Below are 17,145 nucleotides of genomic sequence, written 5' to 3'. Positions count from 1 at the left end.
GGGGCACGGCCGGTACGGGTGAGACGCTCGGCCGATGACCTTGCAGACACCGGACCACGACGAGGCGCACGGCGGCGGACTCGGCAGCCGGCTCAACTGGCTGCGGGCGGCGGTACTCGGGGCCAACGACGGCATCGTCTCCACCGCCGGACTCGTCGTCGGGGTCGCCGGAGCCACCGACGAACGGGGCGCGTTGCTGACGGCGGGGCTGGCGGGGCTGCTGGCCGGTTCCCTGTCGATGGCGGCCGGTGAGTATGTGTCGGTCTCCACTCAGCGCGATTCGGAGAAGGCCGCGCTGGCGCAGGAGAAGCGGGAGCTGGCGACCGAGCCGCAGGCGGAACTCATCGAGCTGACGCAGATGTTGGAGGGCAAGGGGCTGGACGCTCAGCTCGCCCGGGAGGTGGCCGAGCAGCTCACCGAGCACGATGCGCTGCGGGCCCATGCCGAGGTGGAGTTGGGCATCGACCCCGACGAACTCACCAATCCGTGGCACGCGGCGGGGGCGAGCTTTCTCGCCTTCACGGTGGGGGCGTTGCTGCCGTTGCTGGCGATTGTGCTGCCGCCGACCGCGTATCGGTTGTGGATCACGGTGGTTGCCGTGGTTGCGGCGCTGGGGTTGTGCGGGTGGAGCAGTGCGCGGATGGGGTTTGCGCCGGTGGGGCGGGCGGTGTTGCGGAATGTGGGGGGTGGGGTGGTGGCCATGGGGGTGACGTACGCGGCGGGGTCGGTGTTGGGGGCGGTGGGGGTTTGAGGATTTTGGGCGAGCGGGCGAGCGGGCGTGCGGGCGTGGGGGTGCCTGTTTCGCCGTCAGGCCGTTCCGTACAGGTCGCGGTAGGACGGGAAGATGCCGCCGGGACCGCGCACCGTTTCTGCTGCCAGGGCGGCGTTGATCACGGCGCGGGTCAGGACGTCTGCGCCGGCGGCGAGGATCTCGTTCAGGGCGCCGGCTTCGGTGTGGATACCGAAGGCGGGGTCGGTGAGGGGGGCTTCGGGGGTGAGGGGGCGGGTGGCGGTGGACAGGGCGAAGACCGTGTCGCCGTCGGAGAGGAGATGGACGGGGCGGAGGGCGCGGGCCAGGCCGTCGTGGGCGGTGCCGGCGAGTTTGTGGGCCTGGGCGCGGGTGAGGGTGGCGTCGGTGGCGACCACGGCGAGGGTGGTGTTGAGCGGGGGGCCGACGGACGCCGCCGAACGTGTCAGGGAGGTTTCCCGGGCCTCGGCCAGGCGGCGCAGGGCGGCGGCGTGGACCTCGGGGGGCGGCAGGGCGGTGGGGTCCTCGTACAGATGGCCGTAGAGGGCGCCGGTGCGCGGGTCGGTGACGGAGCCCGCGGCGTTGACGGCGGCCAGGGCGGCGACGGTGGCGCCCGAGGGGAGGACGGCGCTCGCGGTGCCGGTGCCGCCCTTGAGGCCGCCTGCTACCGCGCCCGTGCCGGCGCCCGTGTTGCCCCGGGCGACGGGGGCGCCGGGCTCGGTGGCCGCCGCGGCGGCGGCCGCCTCCCGGCCCAGGGCGGCGTCGGGGCGGGCCCGCCAGTTGCCGCCGCGGCCCAGGTCGAAGAGGGCCGCGGCCGGGACGACGGGGACGACCTGGGCGGGGTCCGGGCCGACGCGGAAGCCCCGGCCCTGGTCCTCCAGCCAGGCGGCGACACCGGACGCGGCGTCAAGACCGAAGGCGCTGCCGCCGGTCAGCACCAGTGCCTCGACGCGCTGGACGAGGTTGCGCGGGTCCAGCGCGTCGGTCTCCCGGGTGCCGGGGCCGCCACCGCGTACGTCGACGGCAGCGACGGCGCCGCCCTCGGGGGCCAGGACGACGGTGGTGCCGGTCAGGTAGCCGTCGCCGATGCGCTGGGCGTGGCCGACCCGGAGGCCGAGGACGTCGGTGAGGGCGTCCTGCGGCCCCGTGGGGTGCGGCCGGCCGGTCGGCTGCTCAGTAATCGGCCGGTCCCATCACGATGACCGGGTGCAGGTCGGGGTCGAGGGTGCGCAGCAGTTCCCGCATCACCTTCGGCTTGAGGCTGATGCAGCCCTGGGTGGGGCCGTCGTGGTCGACGTGCAGCCAGACGCCGCCGCCCTTGGCGGCGCCCCACGGGCGCTGCTGGTCCAGGGGGGAGGTCCCCGATGCGCGGTTGTAGTTGATGGCGATGACGTAGTCGAAGGCGCCGGCCAGCGGCTCGCCCTCGACGCCGGTGCCGTCGGCGACGAAGCTGCCGTTGCGGTCGTAGGGGAGTTTGGTGCCCCCGGGCGGGGCCAGCAGGCCGCCCGCGTCGGTGAGGGGGTAGACCCCGATGGGCGAGCGCAGATCGCCGTAGCGGTGGTCGGCGGTCCAGCCGCGGGCGGCGTTGTGCGCGGACCAGGTGGGGCCCGGCTCCCAGGCGTCCGAGCCCTCCTCGCGGGTGTAGAGGACGACGCGGGACTGGAAGGAGTCCATGTCCTTGCCCGTGACGACCAGTACCTGGCGGGAGTCGGCCGGTATGCGCTTCCTGGCCGCGTCACTGAGGCCCGGGATCGGCCGTCCGGCCGGGGCGTTCGGTGCGGCGTTCGGGGCGGTTTTCGGCGCGGACACGGGCGTACGTGGCGTGTCCGGGCCGGAAGCCGTCGTCGACATGGTGCTCTTGGCGTCGGTCCCGCTGTTGTGGTCGTCGCCCGAGGCCGGCCACGCCCACAGGGCGGTGCCGACCAGGGTGGAGAGGGCGAGACCGCTCACGGCCTTGCTGCGCCGGGACAGTCTTGTCCGCGGGGCGCGGGACTGAGCATGGCGGGCCATGGCTGGCGTCTCCTCAGGTACGGACGGCGGTCGGTCCCGGGGCTTCCTGCGGGTCTCCCACAAGGACACCCCCTGTCATAAAAAGGGCAATCTGCACCCTACCGCTTCCGCGTCCCTGCGCCTCCGCTGGCCTGTGTGAACAGTGGGGAACAAGAGCCCGAAGTGGCGGGAAGTGGGGTCCATTGGTAGGTAATTGACGGGCAATGGGGTGGGTTGGGGGCCGCGCCCGTGCTGATGACGGGGCCCTCGGCCGGCGGAAGGTGAAGATGGCCGAATCTGATGCGGGATCAGGGTCGGAACGGGGTGGGCACGGGGCTGGACGGGGCGTCAGGTCCGTCGGCGGGGGAGGACAACGGCGGCTCCGGAGGCTCGCGGGGGCGGGCGGCCGCACCTTCGGCGAGATCGGTGCCGGGGGGATCGTCGAGATGGGTGACGCCGGGCCGTTCACTCCACCAGGGCGGTGCCCTGACGGGAGGCGAGGGTGGCGCCGACCGCCACGGTGGCGGAGGCCACCAGCCCGGTCGCCAGGACCGCCCCGTGCCCGGCGAAGGTGCACGCCAGGACCAGCAGCGCCGACACCGGCAGCACCAGCTGCTGGGCCGGGCCGCGCTTCTGGTGCCGTGAGTGGATCAGCCACACCGTGAGCAGGAACAGCGCCGCCGGCACCGTGACACAGGCGGCCGCCGCGAACGCCGACAGCTGCGCCCGGCCGAACGACTCCGCCACCGCGACCTCGATGCCCGCGCCGACCGCGGCCACCGAGCCGAACACCAGGTAGTGCCCATAGCCCCACAGGAACGCCTGACGGTTCGAGCGGAGGTGCAGGTGGATGGGCACCGCGAAATAGATCCAGTACGCGGCGAAGACCAGCAGCAGCCCGCCGCCCGCGATCGGCAGCAGCGTGTCGAGCGCGTCGTTCCTGTCCAGCGCCGCCTGCACGGCCAAAGTGGCGGCCGCGATCGTCTCGCCCAGCACGATGATGGTGAACAGGCCGTAGCGCTCGGCGATGTGATGCGGATGCCAGGTCGTCTGCCGCTCCCGTTCGGCCAGCGCGGGGACCGCCAGCTCCAGGAGGCCCACGACCACGAACACCCAGGGGATGTCGTGCTCGGGCAGCACCAGCAGACCCAGCCAGCCGATCTGGCACACCGTCACCCCCAGGGCGTAGCGCAGCGCGGTACGCCGCCCGGCTCCCTGGCTGCCGTGGGCGGCCCGCAGCCACTGGGTGACCATCGCCAGCCGCATCACCAGGTACCCGAACCAGATGACGGTGAAGTCGCTGTGCGCGAAGGCCCGCGGCACGCCCGCGGCCAGGATCAGCACCCCCGCCATCTGGACGAGCGTCACCACGCGATAGAGCACGTCATCGGTGTCGTACGCCGAGGCGAACCAGCTGAAGTTCATCCAGGCCCACCAGACGGCGAAGAAGAGCATCAGATAGCCGGAGATGCCGTGCCCCGGATGCCCCTCGGCGAGCCCGTGCGCCAGCTGGCGGCCGGCCTGGGCGACCGCCACCACGAAGCACAGGTCGAAGAAGAGCTCCAGCGGCGTGGCGGCGCGGTGCCGCTCGTCGCGGCGGCGCGCCTGCATGAGGACCGGCACGTCAGCTCCTCTCGTCGGCCGATGAGGCCGCCCTCAGTAGAGCGCGGGCCGGCGGTACCGCCGACGAGGGGAGCGGGGCGCGGCGTGTCGTCCCGGGGCCGGCGGCTACTCGGCGACCGCCTCCACGATCGAGGGAAAGGCCGAGGTCGGCAGCACCCGCGTCAGCCGGAATCCGCCGGCCGACAGCAGCGTCGCGAACTCCTGCGCGGTGCGCTCCCGCCCGTCGAGCAGCGCCATCATCGCGACGTCCATGGTCTTGCCGAAGTGCGGGGCGTTGCCCGGCGGCAGCACGGATTCGATGACCAGCAGCCGGCTGCCGGCCGTCATCGCCCGGTGGCAGCTGCGCAGGATGCGCCGGCAGGGTTCGTCCGCCCAGTTGTGCAGCACGTGCTTGAGGACGTAGAGGTCACCGCCCTCCGGTACGGACGCGAAGAAGTCGCCCTCCTGGGTGCGCCAGCGGCCCTTCAACTCGTCGCCGTCCAGGAGATGGTGGGACAGCGGCGGCGCCTGGTCGAAGAGCACGCCGGTCAGCTGCGGGTAGCGGCTCAGCGCGGCGCGCAGCAGACCGCCGCGGCCGCCGCCGATGTCCACGACCGTGCCGGTCGCGGGGAAGGGGTAGGCGGCGGCCACCGCCTCGTCCACCGGGGCGGACAGCGATGACATCCCGTCGTCGAAGAGCCGGCGGTCGGCCGGATCCGACATCAGATGCGCGAAGAGCGGCGCCCCGAAGATCCGCTCGAAGGACGCGCCGCCGTGCTCCACGGCCTCCGGCATGGCGGCCGACGCGCGCAGGAACAGCTCGTCGGTCGTCATCAGCACGGCGGCGTGCAGCGAGTCGGGGACATCCGTACGCAGCGGCTGGGCGGCGGGCGTCAGATGGTAGGCGCCCGCGGCGTCCTCCCGGAAGATGCCGCGGGTGGCGAGGTAGCGCAGTACGCGGCGCAGATGCGGGGCATGGGTGCCGGTCGTCGCGGCCAGCTGCTCGGCGGTGCGCGGCCCCCCGGCGAGATGGTCGGCGAGGCGGTGGTGCGCCGCCGTGCGCAGGGCGGCGGAGAAGAGATGGCTCAGCGCCAGGTCCATCAGAGGAGCCATGAGGTCGCGGGGCTCGCCGGTCGGTCGGTCGGGGGAAGTGGCCAACGTCAGCCTCCAGTCATCGGCTCGGTCTCGCTGATCCCGGTCGCAGGCGGTGATCCACCGTTGCAGCCCCGGGCTCCGGTGTCACGAACGGAGGCAACGGCAACCGCGAAGTCCGGCCAGGGCGGGTCCGGTGCCCTTAGGGGCGGGCTCCGGGGAATGCCGGGGCCATCGCCCGGTGCCGGCGGGCGGTTTCATGGTCGAATGCATGTATGAGCGACAGCGATACGACAGGTACGACCGCTAACGCCGACCCCCGCGGCAGCTCCGCCCCCGCTGCCGTCCTGGCCCCGCTCGACGACCGTCTCGCGGACCTCGTGGCCCTCTACAAAGACCTGCACCGTCATCCCGAACTCGGCTTCCAGGAGACCCGTACGGCCGCCGAGGCCGCCCGCCGGCTGACCGCCTGCGGCTATGACGTCACCACCGGCATCGCCGAAACCGGCGTCGTCGGCGTACTGCGCAACGGCCCCGGGCCCGTGGTCCTGCTGCGCGCCGACATGGACGCGCTGCCCGTCACCGAGAACTCCGGCCTGGACTACGCCTCCACGGTCCCCGGCCGGATGCACGCCTGTGGGCACGACGTCCATGTGACCTGCCTGCTGGGCGCCGCCGACCTGCTCGCGGCGGGCCGGGACCACTGGTCCGGCACCCTGATCGCGCTCTTCCAGCCCGCCGAGGAGGTCGGCAGCGGCGCCCGCGCCATGCTCGACGCCGGCCTCTACAGCGACGGTCTGGTCCCCACCCCCGATGTCGTGCTGGCCCAGCATGTCGCCCCGCTCGGCGCCGGACTGATCGCCTACTGTCCCGGCCCCTGCATGGCGGCCGCCGACAGCCTGGAGATCACCTTCCACGGCACCGGCGGCCATGGCTCACGCCCCGAGACCACCACCGACCCGATCCTGATGGCGGCGTCCTTCGTCCAGCGGGTGCAGTCCGTAGTGGCCCGCGAAGTCGCCCCGAAGGACCAGGCGGTGGTCACGGTCGGCTCCTTCCACGCCGGGGACTCCGCCAATGTGATCCCCGACCGCGCCGTCGTACGGCTCAGCGTCCGCACCTTCGATGAAACGGTCCGCACCGCCGTGCTCGCCGCCATCGACCGCATCGCGCGCGCCGAGGCCGCCGCCTCCGGTGCCGACCGCGCACCCGACACCGAGCTCCTGGACTCCTTCCCCGTCACCGTCAACGACGCCACGACCCTGCGGGAGGTCAACGAGCAGTTCACCGAACTCTTCGGCGCACAGCGCCTGTTCGCCTACGAAGCGGCCACCGGCAGCGAGGACGCCGGCCTGCTGGCGACCGCCGCCGGGGCCCCGCTCTACTACTGGTGGCTGGGCGGCTGGGACCCGGAGCAGTTCCGGACAGCAATGGCGGCCGGGCGGCTCGCCCAGGACATCCCGTCGAACCATTCGCCGCACTTCGTTCCCGTGGTGCAGCCGACGCTCGGCATGGGCGTGGAGGCGTTGACGGCGGCGGCGCTCAGTCGGTTGGGGGGCGGGGGGAAGGGGTGACGGGGGCGGTGCTGCGGCGGGTGTGAGTGGGGGGCCGGGTCGGTTCGGGCGGGGCGTTGGCCGTGTTTGACCTTGCCCTTGGGGCAAGCCCCAGCATCGGGCGTGCCGGGCGAAGTGCCCGGTACGAGGAGGACGGACGGGTGGACGGAGACGGGCGCACGGCGCCGTACGACGACGCTGAGCTGCTGACCATCGGGGCGTTCGCACGGGCCTCCCGGCTCTCGCCGAAGGCGCTGCGCCTTTACGACGAGCTCGGCCTGCTGCCCCCGGCCCATGTCGACCCGCACAGCGGCTACCGCCACTACGCCCCCGCCCAGTTGGAGCGGGCCCGGCTGGTGGCCTGGCTGCGCCGGCTCGGTATGCCGCTGGCCCGTATACGCGAGGTGTGCGAGCTGGCACCGGACGCGGCGGCCGTGGCGGTCGCCGCGTACTGGGCGCAGGTCGAGGCCGACACCGCGGCCCGCCGGGACCTCGCCGCCTTCCTCGTCGACCAGTTGGAGAGGAAGAACACCGCCATGACCACACCACACACTCCCCTGACGATGCGCTGCGCCGCCCTGACCGACCAGGGGCTGGTGCGCCCGGCGCACCAGGACGCCGCGTACGCCGGACCACGGCTGCTGGCCGTGGCCGACGGCTACGGCCCGGACGGCGGCCAGGCCGCGAAGGCCGCCATCGACGCACTCAAGGGCCTGGAGGACCAGGACCTGACCTCGGCGGACCTGCTGGGCGCCCTGGAAGAGGCGGCCCACCGAGCCCACCGAGCCCATCGCGCCCACCGAGCCGGCGGCGACCATCGCGCGGCCCCGGCGGCGGAGGGAACGACCGGCTGCACCCTCACCGCGCTGCTCCGCTCCGGCACCCAGCTGGCGCTGCTGCACGTCGGGGACTCCCGCGCCTATGTCCTGCGCGACTCCGGCCTCCTCCAGATCACCCACGACCACAGCCTGGTCCAGTCGCTGATCGACGAGGGCCGGCTCACCCCCGAGGAAGCCGCCTCGCATCCGCAGCGCGCCCAGCTGCTGCGGTCGCTCGACGGGACCACCGAGTTCGCCCCCGATCTGCAACTCCTGGAGGCCCGGCCGGGGGAGCGCTATCTGCTGTGCACCGACGGCCTGACCGGGATGGTGCCGGCCGGGACCATCCAGCAGGTGCTGACCGCGGCCGACGGCCCCGACCAGGCCGTACGCGAACTGATCCGGCTGGCCCGCGAGGCGGGGGCGCCGGACAACGTGGCGTGTGTGGTGGCGGAGATGACGGGGGCTTAGGGCGGGGGTAGGGGGCGGTCCCCTAGGGGGGAGGTGCGCCCCTTGCATGAGCCCTGCCCGGTGGGGGGTGTGGTTACGCCAGGCCCTTGAGCATGCCCTTGAAGTAGAGCTGCGGCAGCCCGTAGCGCTTGAGGAACCACATGTCGGTGCGTTCCCGGGTGGTGTCGAGGAAGGGGATCGAAGGGGTGGGCTGAAGGTCGTAGTCGAACTCGGCGAGCAGCATCTTGTGCCGGGCGGTGACCAGCGGACAGGAGGTGTAGCCGTCGTAGCGGGCGGTCGCGGGACGGCCGCGCAGCCCGGCGAGGAGATTGGCGACCGCGACCGGAGCCTGTTTGCGGATCGCGGCGCCCGTCTTCGACGTCGGCAGATTGGCGACATCGCCGAGCACGAACACATTCGGGAAATCCGGGTGCTGGAGTGTTTCCCGGTCGGCCTTCACGTACCCGTACGGGGAGTCGGGGTCGGCGAGCGGGCCGTCCGCCAGCCACTGGGGGGCGCGCTGCGGCGGTACGGCGTGCAGCAGGTCGTAGTGCACGGTCTCGGCCTTGCCGGTGGTGTGATCGGTGATCACCGCCTCGCGCGCCGCACCGTCGAGGCGGGTCATCTCCGAACTCAGCCGCACCTCGATGCCGTACCGCCGGGCCGTCTCCGTCAGCGCACGGGAGAACACCGGCACCTTGAACATCGCGGGCTCCGGGAGCACCAGAATCGTGCGGATCGCCCCCAGCACCCCCCGCTTACGCCAGTGATCCGCCGCCAGATACGCGATCTTCTGCGGGGCGCCGCCGCACTTCACCGGCCCGGACGGCATGGTGAACACCGCCGTGCCGCTCCGCATCCGGCGGATCAAATCCCAGGTCAGCGGCGCGAGATCGGGCCGGTAGTTGCTGCTCACCCCGCCGTGGCCGAGGGCCTCGGCGAGACCAGGCACCCCGTCCCAGTCGAGCTGGAGACCCGGCGCGAGCACCAGCCGCCCGTAGGAGAGGACCCGGCCCGAGGCGGTGGTCACCGTCCGCGCGGTCGGGTCCACGGCGGTGGCACGCTCCCGCAGCCAGCGCACCCCCGGCGGTATGACCTCCGCCTCGGTGCGCAGCGAGGCACGCAGCGGCGCCTGACCGCCGCCGACCAGCGTCCACAACGGCTGGTACCAGTGCGTCTCGGACGGCTCCAGCAGCGCGATGTCCCGCACACCGGCACGGCGTAACCGGGCGGCGACGGTGATGCCTGCGGTGCCGCCGCCGACGATGAGGACCTGGTGATGGGACGGGGCGGCGGGTGCGGGGGCCATGTGCTTCCTCCTGGAGGTGGTGGGAATCGGGTGGTCGGTGACGGGGGACGGGGGCGAGGGACGGGGCGTGTGGCTACCAGAGACGGGGCAGTGCGGTGGCCGCCATGATGACGGCGAGGACGGTGACCAGGCAGGCGAAGGCCGTGGCCAGCACCTGCGGGCGCAGCCGGGTGGTGAGGCGGTTGCCGAGATGGCTGCCGAGCGCCGCACAGGCCGCGAAGCCGGCCAGCAGCGGCCAGTCCAGGGACCCGGTGCCGGCCCGGGTGGCCAGCGCCGTAAGGGAGTTGATGAGGATGACGAGAAGCGAGGTGCCGATCGCGACCGGCATCTCCAGCCCCAGCACCAGAGTGAGGGCCGGCACGACGACGAAACCGCCACCGACCCCGAAGAACCCGGTGAGCAGCCCGACGGCGGAGGCGGTCACGGCGAAGCGGACGGGCCGCGGGGGCGCGGGGCGGGCGAAGCCGTTCGTCTTGCTGGAGGGGGCCGGGACGGCGGTGTCCCGTAAGGGCGCGGTCTCCGAGGGCTTCTGCGAGGGGAGCGTCTCTGCGGGCTCTTGCGGGGACAACCTCTCCCCGGGCTCCGCCAAGGAATCCCTCTCCCCGGCCCCCCGTAAGGGCACAGCCTCCGGCGCGTCCCGTAACGGCGTGCCCTCCCTCGGTTCCCCTAAGGGACGGGTCTCGGCCGCCGTGCGCCGCTCGCCCCGCCCCCGTAACACCAACATCGCCGCCACCACGAGCAACAGCCCCGAGAACGCCGCCATCAACACCGTGGGGTCCATGGTCGCGCTCCACCGGGAGCCGAGGTAGCTGCCCGCCGTCCCCAGGGCGCCGAACGCCGCACCGGCCGCCCACCGGACCCGCCCGGCCCGGCCATGACACAGCAGCCCGGTCACCGCGCCGACCGTGACGACGACCAGCGCCCCCGCGGTCGCCTCGTGCGGCGACTGCCCCAGCAGATAGACCAGTGCCGGTACCGCCAGCACCGAACCGCCGCCGCCGAGCGCACCCAGCAGCAGCCCGATCAGCAACCCGCACGGCAGCGCCGCCAGGGCTACGAGGACGGACACGAGGCCCGCGGCGCAAGGGCGACGGCCCGGCTGTCGCCGGACCACTCCGCGACGAACGTGAACCGGTCGCCGCGCACCACCGTCTCGCGCCACTCCACCGGCCGCTCCCCGGCCTGCCCGAGCCGCTCGATGGCGAACGCCGCCTCCCGGTCGGCCAGCCCCAGCAGCCACGCCTGCCGGATGTCCGGCAGGAACGGCTGGATCCGCTCCTGGCCACCGGTGACCTTCACCTCGCAGCGCCGCGTCAGCTCGCCGTAGAGCGAGGTGTGCCCGAAGTCGGCCTCCAGCAGCGGCTCGGCAACCTCGGCGGGCAGATACGCGGTGTCGTGCGCGAGCGGCTCACCGTCCGCGAGCCGCAGCCGCTCCAGTACGACCAGCGGCGCCTCCGGGACCAGCCCCAGATGCCCGGCGACCGTCCCGTCCACGGTCCGCTCCAGCCGCAGCACCTCGCTGCGCTGCTCCACCCCCTGGCCCTCCAGCTCACGGAAGAGGCTGTAGAGCGAGCCCAGCGGCTGCTGGATGCGACGGGTGTCCAGCCGGCTGGCCCGGCCGCGTTCGGCGATCACCAGGCCCTCGGCGCGCAGTTTGCGCAGCGCCTCCCGGACGGTGTGCCGGCTGACCTCGTACTGGCCGGTGAGCCGGTGCTCGGCCGGGAACTCCGCCCGGAACGCGCCGGCTTCCATCCGGCGGCGCAGATCGGCGGAGAGCTGCGCCCACAGGGGCAGCGGCGAGCGCCGGTCCAGGGGACGCGGCCCGTGCGCGCCGTGCGGCGGCTCGGTCGTCATGGTGGATTCCTCCGCGGGCGTACGGGGGGTGCGGGGTGATGCCGGTGCGCTGGACGCCGCTCGCAAGCCTCGACCGGCCAGTTGATGCCCGATCAATTGATGACGGCTCCATACGGGATGACGGGGCGTCCAGGCCTGCGCGGCTTGTCGCCCGCCGTCCGGCTACCTAATGTACGTACATCCGTGCATCCGCACAACGCACCCTGCCCGAACGGGCCCCGGCCGCCGCGCACGGGCCCCGCGCACCCCTGGAGGCCGACCGTGCACTTCGCGCAGTACTACCTCGACTGCCTCTCCCAGGCGTCGTATCTGATCGGCGACAAGACCACCGGACGCGCCGTCCTCGTCGACCCGCGCCGCGACATCGACGACTACCTGCACGACGCCGAAGCCGCCGGCCTGCGGATCGAACTCGTCATCGAGACGCACATTCACGCCGACTTCCTCTCCGGCCACCTCGAACTCGCGCGGGCCACCGGCGCCACCATCGCCTTCGGTGAGGCCGCCGAAACCGGCTTCCCCGTACGGCGGTTACGGGACGGCGAGCGCATCTCACTGGGCGCGGACGACGGCCAGGGGGTCACCCTCACCGTTCTCGCCACCCCCGGCCACACCCTCGAATCCATCTGTCTGGTCCTGCGCGAACACCCCGATGACGACGTGCCGTTCGGCGTGCTCACGGGCGACACCCTCTTCGTCGGCGACGTCGGCCGCCCCGACCTGCTCTCCGCCGCCGGGCACACCCCGCAGGACATGGCCGCCCGTCTGCACCGCTCCCTGCACACCAAACTCCTCACCCTCCCGGACGCGACCCGGGTCTTTCCCGCACACGGCGCCGGCTCCGCCTGCGGCCGCAGCCTCTCCAGCGAAACCAGCTCCACCATCGGCGACCAGCGCCGGTACAACTACGCCCTCCAGCCCATGCCGGTGGACGACTTCATCCGCCTGGTCACCGCGGGACAGCCCGCCACCCCCGGCTACTTCGCCCACGACGCGGCACTCAACCGCGACGGCCACCCCCTCCTGGAGCCCGGCCCGCCGCCCGCCCTCACCCTGGACGAGGCCCTCGCGGCCCGCGACCGGCAGGGCGCCGTCCTCCTCGACTGCCGCCCACTGGCCGCCTACACCCGCGCGCACCTGACCGGCTCACTCCACACGAGCCTCGACACCCGCTTCGCCGAATACGCCGGCAGCGTGGTCACCCCGGGCACCCCCATCGTGCTGCTCGCCGACCCCGGCACCGAACAGGAAGCCCGCCTCCGCCTCGCCCGCATCGGCTACGACCACGTCCTCGGCCACCTCCCCGACCCGACCGCCGTACTGGACCGCATGCCGGAGCTCAGCAGCAGTAGCCGACGCATCCGCCATGAGGAACTGGGGTTGGGAGAGGCCCGGTTGGCGGGGGTGGCGGAGGCCGAGGGGGGCCGGATGGGCGGCGTCGCACAGACGGACGTGACGTCGGCCGACCCCACACCGTCGGGCTCCATACCGAAGGGCTCGCTGCCCACCGACTCCGTAACCACCGACTCCGTAACCACCGACATCCAGCTGATCGACGTCCGTAACCCGGCCGAGTACGAGGCAGGTGCTCTCCCCGGCGCCCGCAACCTCCCCCTGGCCGGCCTGGCCCACCGCATCGCCGAACTGGACCCGTCCCGCCCGGTGGTCCTGTACTGCCGCAGCGGCAACCGGTCGGTGATCGCGGCAGCACTGCTGGAGGCGCGCGGGTTCGCCGAAGTCTGCGACGTCATCGGTGGGTACGACGCGGTGGGTGCGGGCACGCAGTAAGCGCCTGGGCCGGTGCGCCCGTTCACCGGCGCCTTACTGCCTTACCGCCTCACTGCCTTACCGCCTCACCGCCGTACGGCGCTGTCCGCAGCATTGCCCCGTACGGCATCCGTCCCGTACGACACCCTCACCCGCGTCGGCCCGACGGGCGCTCGCTTGACCGGCGCTCGTCTGACCGGCGCGCCCCTGTCCCGCGCGCGCCGACCCCGCCGCTTACAGCCACCCGGGCGCGTGCACGTACGCGCACCCGCCCAAGTGTGAGGGCGAGCCCGAGCACCAGCACAAGCGCTGCGCCCGTGGCCAGGCAGACCGCGGCAGGCAGCAGCAGGGACGGGCGGGTGCCGCCGCCCGCCCCCGCGCCGGTGAGGGCGAGTCCGGCCCCCGCCGTGGCCGTCATCACGGCCTTGGTCACCCCGGACGCCTCGCCCGCCCGCGCGCGGCGCACCACCGCCTGCGTGCCGGTGAGCGCCAGCCCGCCTGCCACCCCGAGCGTGGCCGCGGCCACCGTCGAGGCCACCAGCAGGGCGGGCATACCCGTACGGGATGCGGCGGTGGCCGCCAGCGCGACCGCCGCGGCGGCGAGACAGGCCGCCATCACCGGCACCGCCACCGCCGGACGCACCCGCCCGGCCAGCGGGCCGCCGACGGCCAGCGCGCCCGCCGGAACGACAAGGGCCACCCCCGCGTCCCGCACCGACCACCCAGCGGCCTGCTGAAGCGTCCACGGGACCACGTACCAGAGCGCCACGGTCGCCGAGTTGGCGATCGCACCGGCCACCGTCAATGCCACATACGGGCGGTTGCGGAACAGGGCGAGGTCCACCAACGGGGCGGGCGAACGCCGCTCGGCCCCCACGAACAGCGCGCCCAGCAGCACCGCGCCGACCGCCCATCCCCAGGCCGCGACATGCTCCAACCAGCAGGCCAGGCAGGCCGGAACGCCCGTCGCGGCGACCGCACCGACGATGTCGAGGGACGCCCCGGCATCCGGATCGCGGGACTCCGCCGCCCGTCGGGCACCCATCGCGGCGACCACCACCAGCGGCACCGTCAGCCAGAAGACGGCCCGCCACGACACGGACCGGGCCAGCACACCGCCGATGAACGGACCGCAGACGGTGGCCAGTCCGGCCAGCCCCAGCGCCTGCCCCATCGCCCGGCGTCCGCGCCCCGGGGGACAGGCGTGCGTCAGCAGGGCCAGCCCCACGGGCATGATCAGCGCACCGCCCGCACCCTGCACCACCCGCGCCGCGACCAGCAGCGGCAGCGACGGCGCGAGCGCACACAGCGCAGCGGCGACACCGAACAGCATCAGCCCGGCCGTCAGCATCCGGCGCCGCCCGTACAGATCCCCGAGACGACCGGCGAGGGGCATCAGGGACCCCGCGGCGAGGAGATAGCCGCTGACGACCCAGGGGGTGGCCGTCGCGGAACCGTGCAGCGCGTCGCGGACGACCGGCAGCGCCGAATTCAGCGCGAAGGAGTCCAGTTGGACACAGAACGCGCCGAGGGCGACGGCAGTCAGCGCCCAACGGGCCCGCGCGTCCAGGTGGGAATGCGGTTCGGGTTTCGGCAAAACGGGCACAGGGCCGCCTCTCACGGGTCCGCCGCGCGCCGGCGGAGGAAAACGAGAAATGGGAGGGGAGAGGGGGATGAAGTGCACCGGAAAGGGGCAGGAACCCGGGAGCGGATTGCGCGCACGGCCAGGAACCGGAGAGATGAGCCGGGACGGCCGGTGCGGCGACCGAAAGCGGCCGGGCCCGCAGCGCTCTGCCGCGTGGTGCGGGAAGGGGTGGCGTCGACCCCGTACAACGGACGTTCAGCGATCGTTGATCGGTGATCTCCATGCTGAACCGCATGTTGAGCCGTGTGACTTCAGAGCATGCAGATGACGCCCGGGAAGTGCAAGAGCCGGAGGCGTCGCGGATCGCCCTCACCTGGAGTGGGGAGCCCGGACGCCAGGAGGAGCTGACGCACGGCATGCTCCTCGACCAGGCCGAACGCGCCGCCGCCGTCCTCAGGCGGCTCGGCGTACGGGCCGGTGACCGGGTCGCGGTGCATCTGCCGCTGGTGCCCGAGTCGGTGATCGCCACGCTCGCCTGCGGGCGGCTGGACGCGATACGCGCCACGCTGCCGGTCTCCCTGACGGTGCCCGAACTGGTCGCGCGGACCCGTGAGTCCTCGGCCCGGGTACTGATCACGGCCGACGCAGCGTTCTGGGACGGCGCCGTACGGCCGGTGAAGCCCCTGCTCGACCACGCCCTGGCCCGCAGCGCGGCCGCGGACGGCGCCATGGACCGAACCGTCCTGGTGGTGAACCGCTGCTCCCGCCCGGTCTCCTGGAAGCCGGGCCGCGACATGTGGTGGCACGAGGCACTGGGCGTCCCGTCCGCCGCCCACTGACCGCACCATCGCGGCAAGCGGGCGGCGGCCTGTTTTCTCCGCGAGACGCGGCCTGACGCCAAGGGGGGCCGTCAGGAGCGGGCGAGGCCCTTACAGGGGCTCGCGGGGGCGTGACCTTCTCGGGGGAGTCGGTTCACGGGGGCGGGGGCCCCAGCGGAACTCTTCGGGGGCGTGTGGTCTGGGGTGCGGGGCCTTTCGGGGAGTACGGCGCTTGGGGGAGAGCCGGCGGGGGATCTGGCGGGCTGGGGCGTGGCGGGGGCGCGGCGCGTCGGGGGAGTGCGGCGCGGGGGGAGGCCCGGTGGTTTCGGGGCATGGCGGGGGCCCAGGCTTTGGGGGCGCGGCGCTTGGGGAGCGTGGCGCGGGGGGAGCCTGGGGCCTTGGGTACGCGGTGGTCGGGGGCTCGGTGGGGCAGGGCAGGTGCTCCGGACGCGGCGCGGGTGCGGGGCTCGGGGGAAGCGCGCCCTCACCCACTCAGGTCACCAAACGGGCCATTCGCCTCATCCGCGCCTAGCCTGGAGCACGGGTGAAGCGCCGGCCCCAAGCATCCGGCACGGGCCTCTTCCCTCACCCCACCCCCGCCCCCACCGGAAAGGTCGCTGACCCATGGCTCGTCATGAGTACGCGCACCCCCGCCACCCCCTGCCCGGCAGCGATCGCAGGTGGCCCCTCAGGCGTAGCGGCGCGTCACAGGGACCGCCGACCCGGCCCCATGACGGACATCGCCCGCACCCCATACCCACCCACGACAAGGGCCGCTGAGACAGGGGGCGTTCGCTCAGCTCGATCCCGGGGCGTGCGATGCGCGGGACGGTGCCGCGCGGTGCAGCCGACGCCGGAGCCCGGCCGGCGAACCCTTGCGCACGTCGGTGGTGGCCCGCGGACTGCCGCTGCGCTACGCCGAGTTCAGCGCAGACGCTCCCCTGCGAGGGCGATCAGGAGCTTCGCCAGACGGCACCGCGCTGCTCGTACTCCATGACGGACTCGACGCCGGTGGCGAGGGAGGCTCCGCACTCGCGGGTGATCATCCAGAGCGCCAGATCGATGCCGCTGGTGACACCGCCCGCGGTCACCAGGTTCCCGTCGTCGACGACTCGGGCGTCGATCACCTTGCCTCCCTGGGCGGCCAGCTCGGCCTTCGCGAGGTGGTGTGTCGTGCACGGGCGGCCGCTGGTCAGGCCAGCCGCGGACAGCACCATGACTCCTGTGCAGACACCGGCGACGGTGACTCCGGCCTGCTGCGCCCGTACGAGGTTCCGCAGGACATCCGGATCGTGGATCAGCTGGTCGCCGCCGCCCGGCACGATCAGAAGATCGGCGTCGGTGGGCTCCCATGCGGCCGGCACCGTGACTTCGGTGCCGAAGAAGCAGGTCACCTTGCCAGGAGCCGATGGCCGCACCAGTGTCGTGTGTATCTGGCCGCCCGCACGCTCGGCGTGACCGAGAACGTCACGCGGCCCGATGAAGTCCTGCTCCTCCACCCCGTCGTACATGAGGATCTGTACGCGTAACGGCATCTGCTGTGTCTCCTTGGCTGGTGCG

At 73.3% G+C, this 17,145-nt stretch carries 14 protein-coding genes; 5 read left to right on the top strand and 9 right to left on the bottom strand.

Annotated elements, in window-relative coordinates; genetic code table 11:
* The first annotated feature begins 34 nt into the window (after window positions 1–34).
* A complete protein-coding gene (locus tag QT196_RS16810) occupies window positions 35–751 on the top strand; it encodes a VIT family protein (protein ID WP_168479731.1) in 717 nt (238 codons plus the stop codon).
* 56 nt (window positions 752–807) lie between these two features.
* On the opposite strand, the gene QT196_RS16805 is transcribed toward QT196_RS16810, so the two are convergent.
* The 4 genes from QT196_RS16805 to QT196_RS16790 form a co-directional block, all read right to left on the bottom strand.
* Window positions 808–1,929 carry a P1 family peptidase gene (locus tag QT196_RS16805; protein ID WP_266738949.1) on the bottom strand — a complete coding sequence of 374 codons (1,122 nt, stop codon included), beginning with the start codon at window positions 1,927–1,929 and terminating at the stop codon, window positions 808–810.
* The gene (locus QT196_RS16800) at window positions 1,922–2,758 is read right to left on the bottom strand and encodes a L,D-transpeptidase family protein (protein WP_266738931.1); all 837 of its coding nucleotides are present in this window, start codon (window positions 2,756–2,758) and stop codon (window positions 1,922–1,924) included. Before QT196_RS16800 ends, QT196_RS16805 begins: the two co-directional genes overlap by 8 nt.
* A gap of 444 nt (window positions 2,759–3,202) precedes the next feature.
* Window positions 3,203–4,360, bottom strand: a complete 1,158-nt coding sequence (locus QT196_RS16795) for a low temperature requirement protein A (RefSeq protein ID WP_168479727.1) — start codon at window positions 4,358–4,360, stop codon at window positions 3,203–3,205.
* 105 nt (window positions 4,361–4,465) lie between these two features.
* Complete coding sequence (locus QT196_RS16790; RefSeq protein WP_266738930.1) at window positions 4,466–5,497, bottom strand: methyltransferase; 1,032 nt, start codon at window positions 5,495–5,497, stop codon at window positions 4,466–4,468.
* A 209-nt stretch (window positions 5,498–5,706) separates the two neighbouring features.
* Between QT196_RS16790 and QT196_RS16785 the strand changes: the two genes are divergently transcribed.
* Together QT196_RS16785 and QT196_RS16780 are read left to right on the top strand one after the other, a co-directional pair.
* A complete protein-coding gene (locus QT196_RS16785; RefSeq protein ID WP_266738929.1) occupies window positions 5,707–7,005 on the top strand; it encodes an amidohydrolase in 1,299 nt (432 codons plus the stop codon).
* A gap of 140 nt (window positions 7,006–7,145) precedes the next feature.
* Window positions 7,146–8,273 carry a MerR family transcriptional regulator gene (locus QT196_RS16780; RefSeq protein ID WP_266738928.1) on the top strand — a complete coding sequence of 376 codons (1,128 nt, stop codon included), beginning with the start codon at window positions 7,146–7,148 and terminating at the stop codon, window positions 8,271–8,273.
* Between the two features lie 73 nt (window positions 8,274–8,346).
* Here the strand turns inward: QT196_RS16780 and QT196_RS16775 are convergent, their stop codons facing one another.
* The 3 genes from QT196_RS16775 to QT196_RS16765 all read right to left on the bottom strand — a co-directional run bounded on the left by QT196_RS16775 (window position 8,347) and on the right by QT196_RS16765 (window position 11,415).
* Window positions 8,347–9,561: an FAD/NAD(P)-binding oxidoreductase gene (locus QT196_RS16775; RefSeq protein ID WP_168479721.1), complete on the bottom strand. Its 1,215-nt coding sequence runs from the start codon at window positions 9,559–9,561 to the stop codon at window positions 8,347–8,349.
* 73 nt (window positions 9,562–9,634) lie between these two features.
* Window positions 9,635–10,630 carry a TSUP family transporter gene (locus QT196_RS16770; RefSeq protein WP_168479720.1) on the bottom strand — a complete coding sequence of 332 codons (996 nt, stop codon included), beginning with the start codon at window positions 10,628–10,630 and terminating at the stop codon, window positions 9,635–9,637.
* Entirely contained in the window at window positions 10,615–11,415 is an 801-nt protein-coding gene (locus QT196_RS16765) for a GntR family transcriptional regulator (RefSeq protein WP_290355174.1), read from the bottom strand. Before QT196_RS16765 ends, QT196_RS16770 begins: the two co-directional genes overlap by 16 nt.
* A 261-nt stretch (window positions 11,416–11,676) precedes the next feature.
* Here QT196_RS16765 and QT196_RS16760 point away from each other — a divergent pair, with 261 nt between their 5' ends.
* Window positions 11,677–13,203, top strand: coding sequence for an MBL fold metallo-hydrolase (locus QT196_RS16760; RefSeq protein WP_290355173.1), 1,527 nt, complete (start codon window positions 11,677–11,679; stop codon window positions 13,201–13,203).
* Window positions 13,204–13,330: 127 nt separating this feature from the next.
* On the opposite strand, the gene QT196_RS16755 is transcribed toward QT196_RS16760, so the two are convergent.
* Complete coding sequence (locus tag QT196_RS16755) at window positions 13,331–14,788, bottom strand: MFS transporter (protein ID WP_290355172.1); 1,458 nt, start codon at window positions 14,786–14,788, stop codon at window positions 13,331–13,333.
* Between the two features lie 284 nt (window positions 14,789–15,072).
* Here QT196_RS16755 and QT196_RS16750 point away from each other — a divergent pair, with 284 nt between their 5' ends.
* Window positions 15,073–15,606 (top strand): AMP-binding protein, encoded by a 534-nt coding sequence (locus QT196_RS16750; protein ID WP_245698603.1) that lies wholly within the window; start codon window positions 15,073–15,075, stop codon window positions 15,604–15,606.
* 932 nt (window positions 15,607–16,538) lie between these two features.
* On the opposite strand, the gene QT196_RS16745 is transcribed toward QT196_RS16750, so the two are convergent.
* Window positions 16,539–17,120: a DJ-1/PfpI family protein gene (locus tag QT196_RS16745; RefSeq protein WP_168479716.1), complete on the bottom strand. Its 582-nt coding sequence runs from the start codon at window positions 17,118–17,120 to the stop codon at window positions 16,539–16,541.
* Window positions 17,121–17,145: the final 25 nt, after the last annotated feature.

Source organism: Streptomyces sp. P9-2B-2, from assembly GCF_030406865.1.
Taxonomy (GTDB): Bacteria; Actinomycetota; Actinomycetes; order Streptomycetales; family Streptomycetaceae; genus Streptomyces; species Streptomyces platensis.
This window is presented reverse-complemented; position numbering and strand designations above follow the sequence as displayed.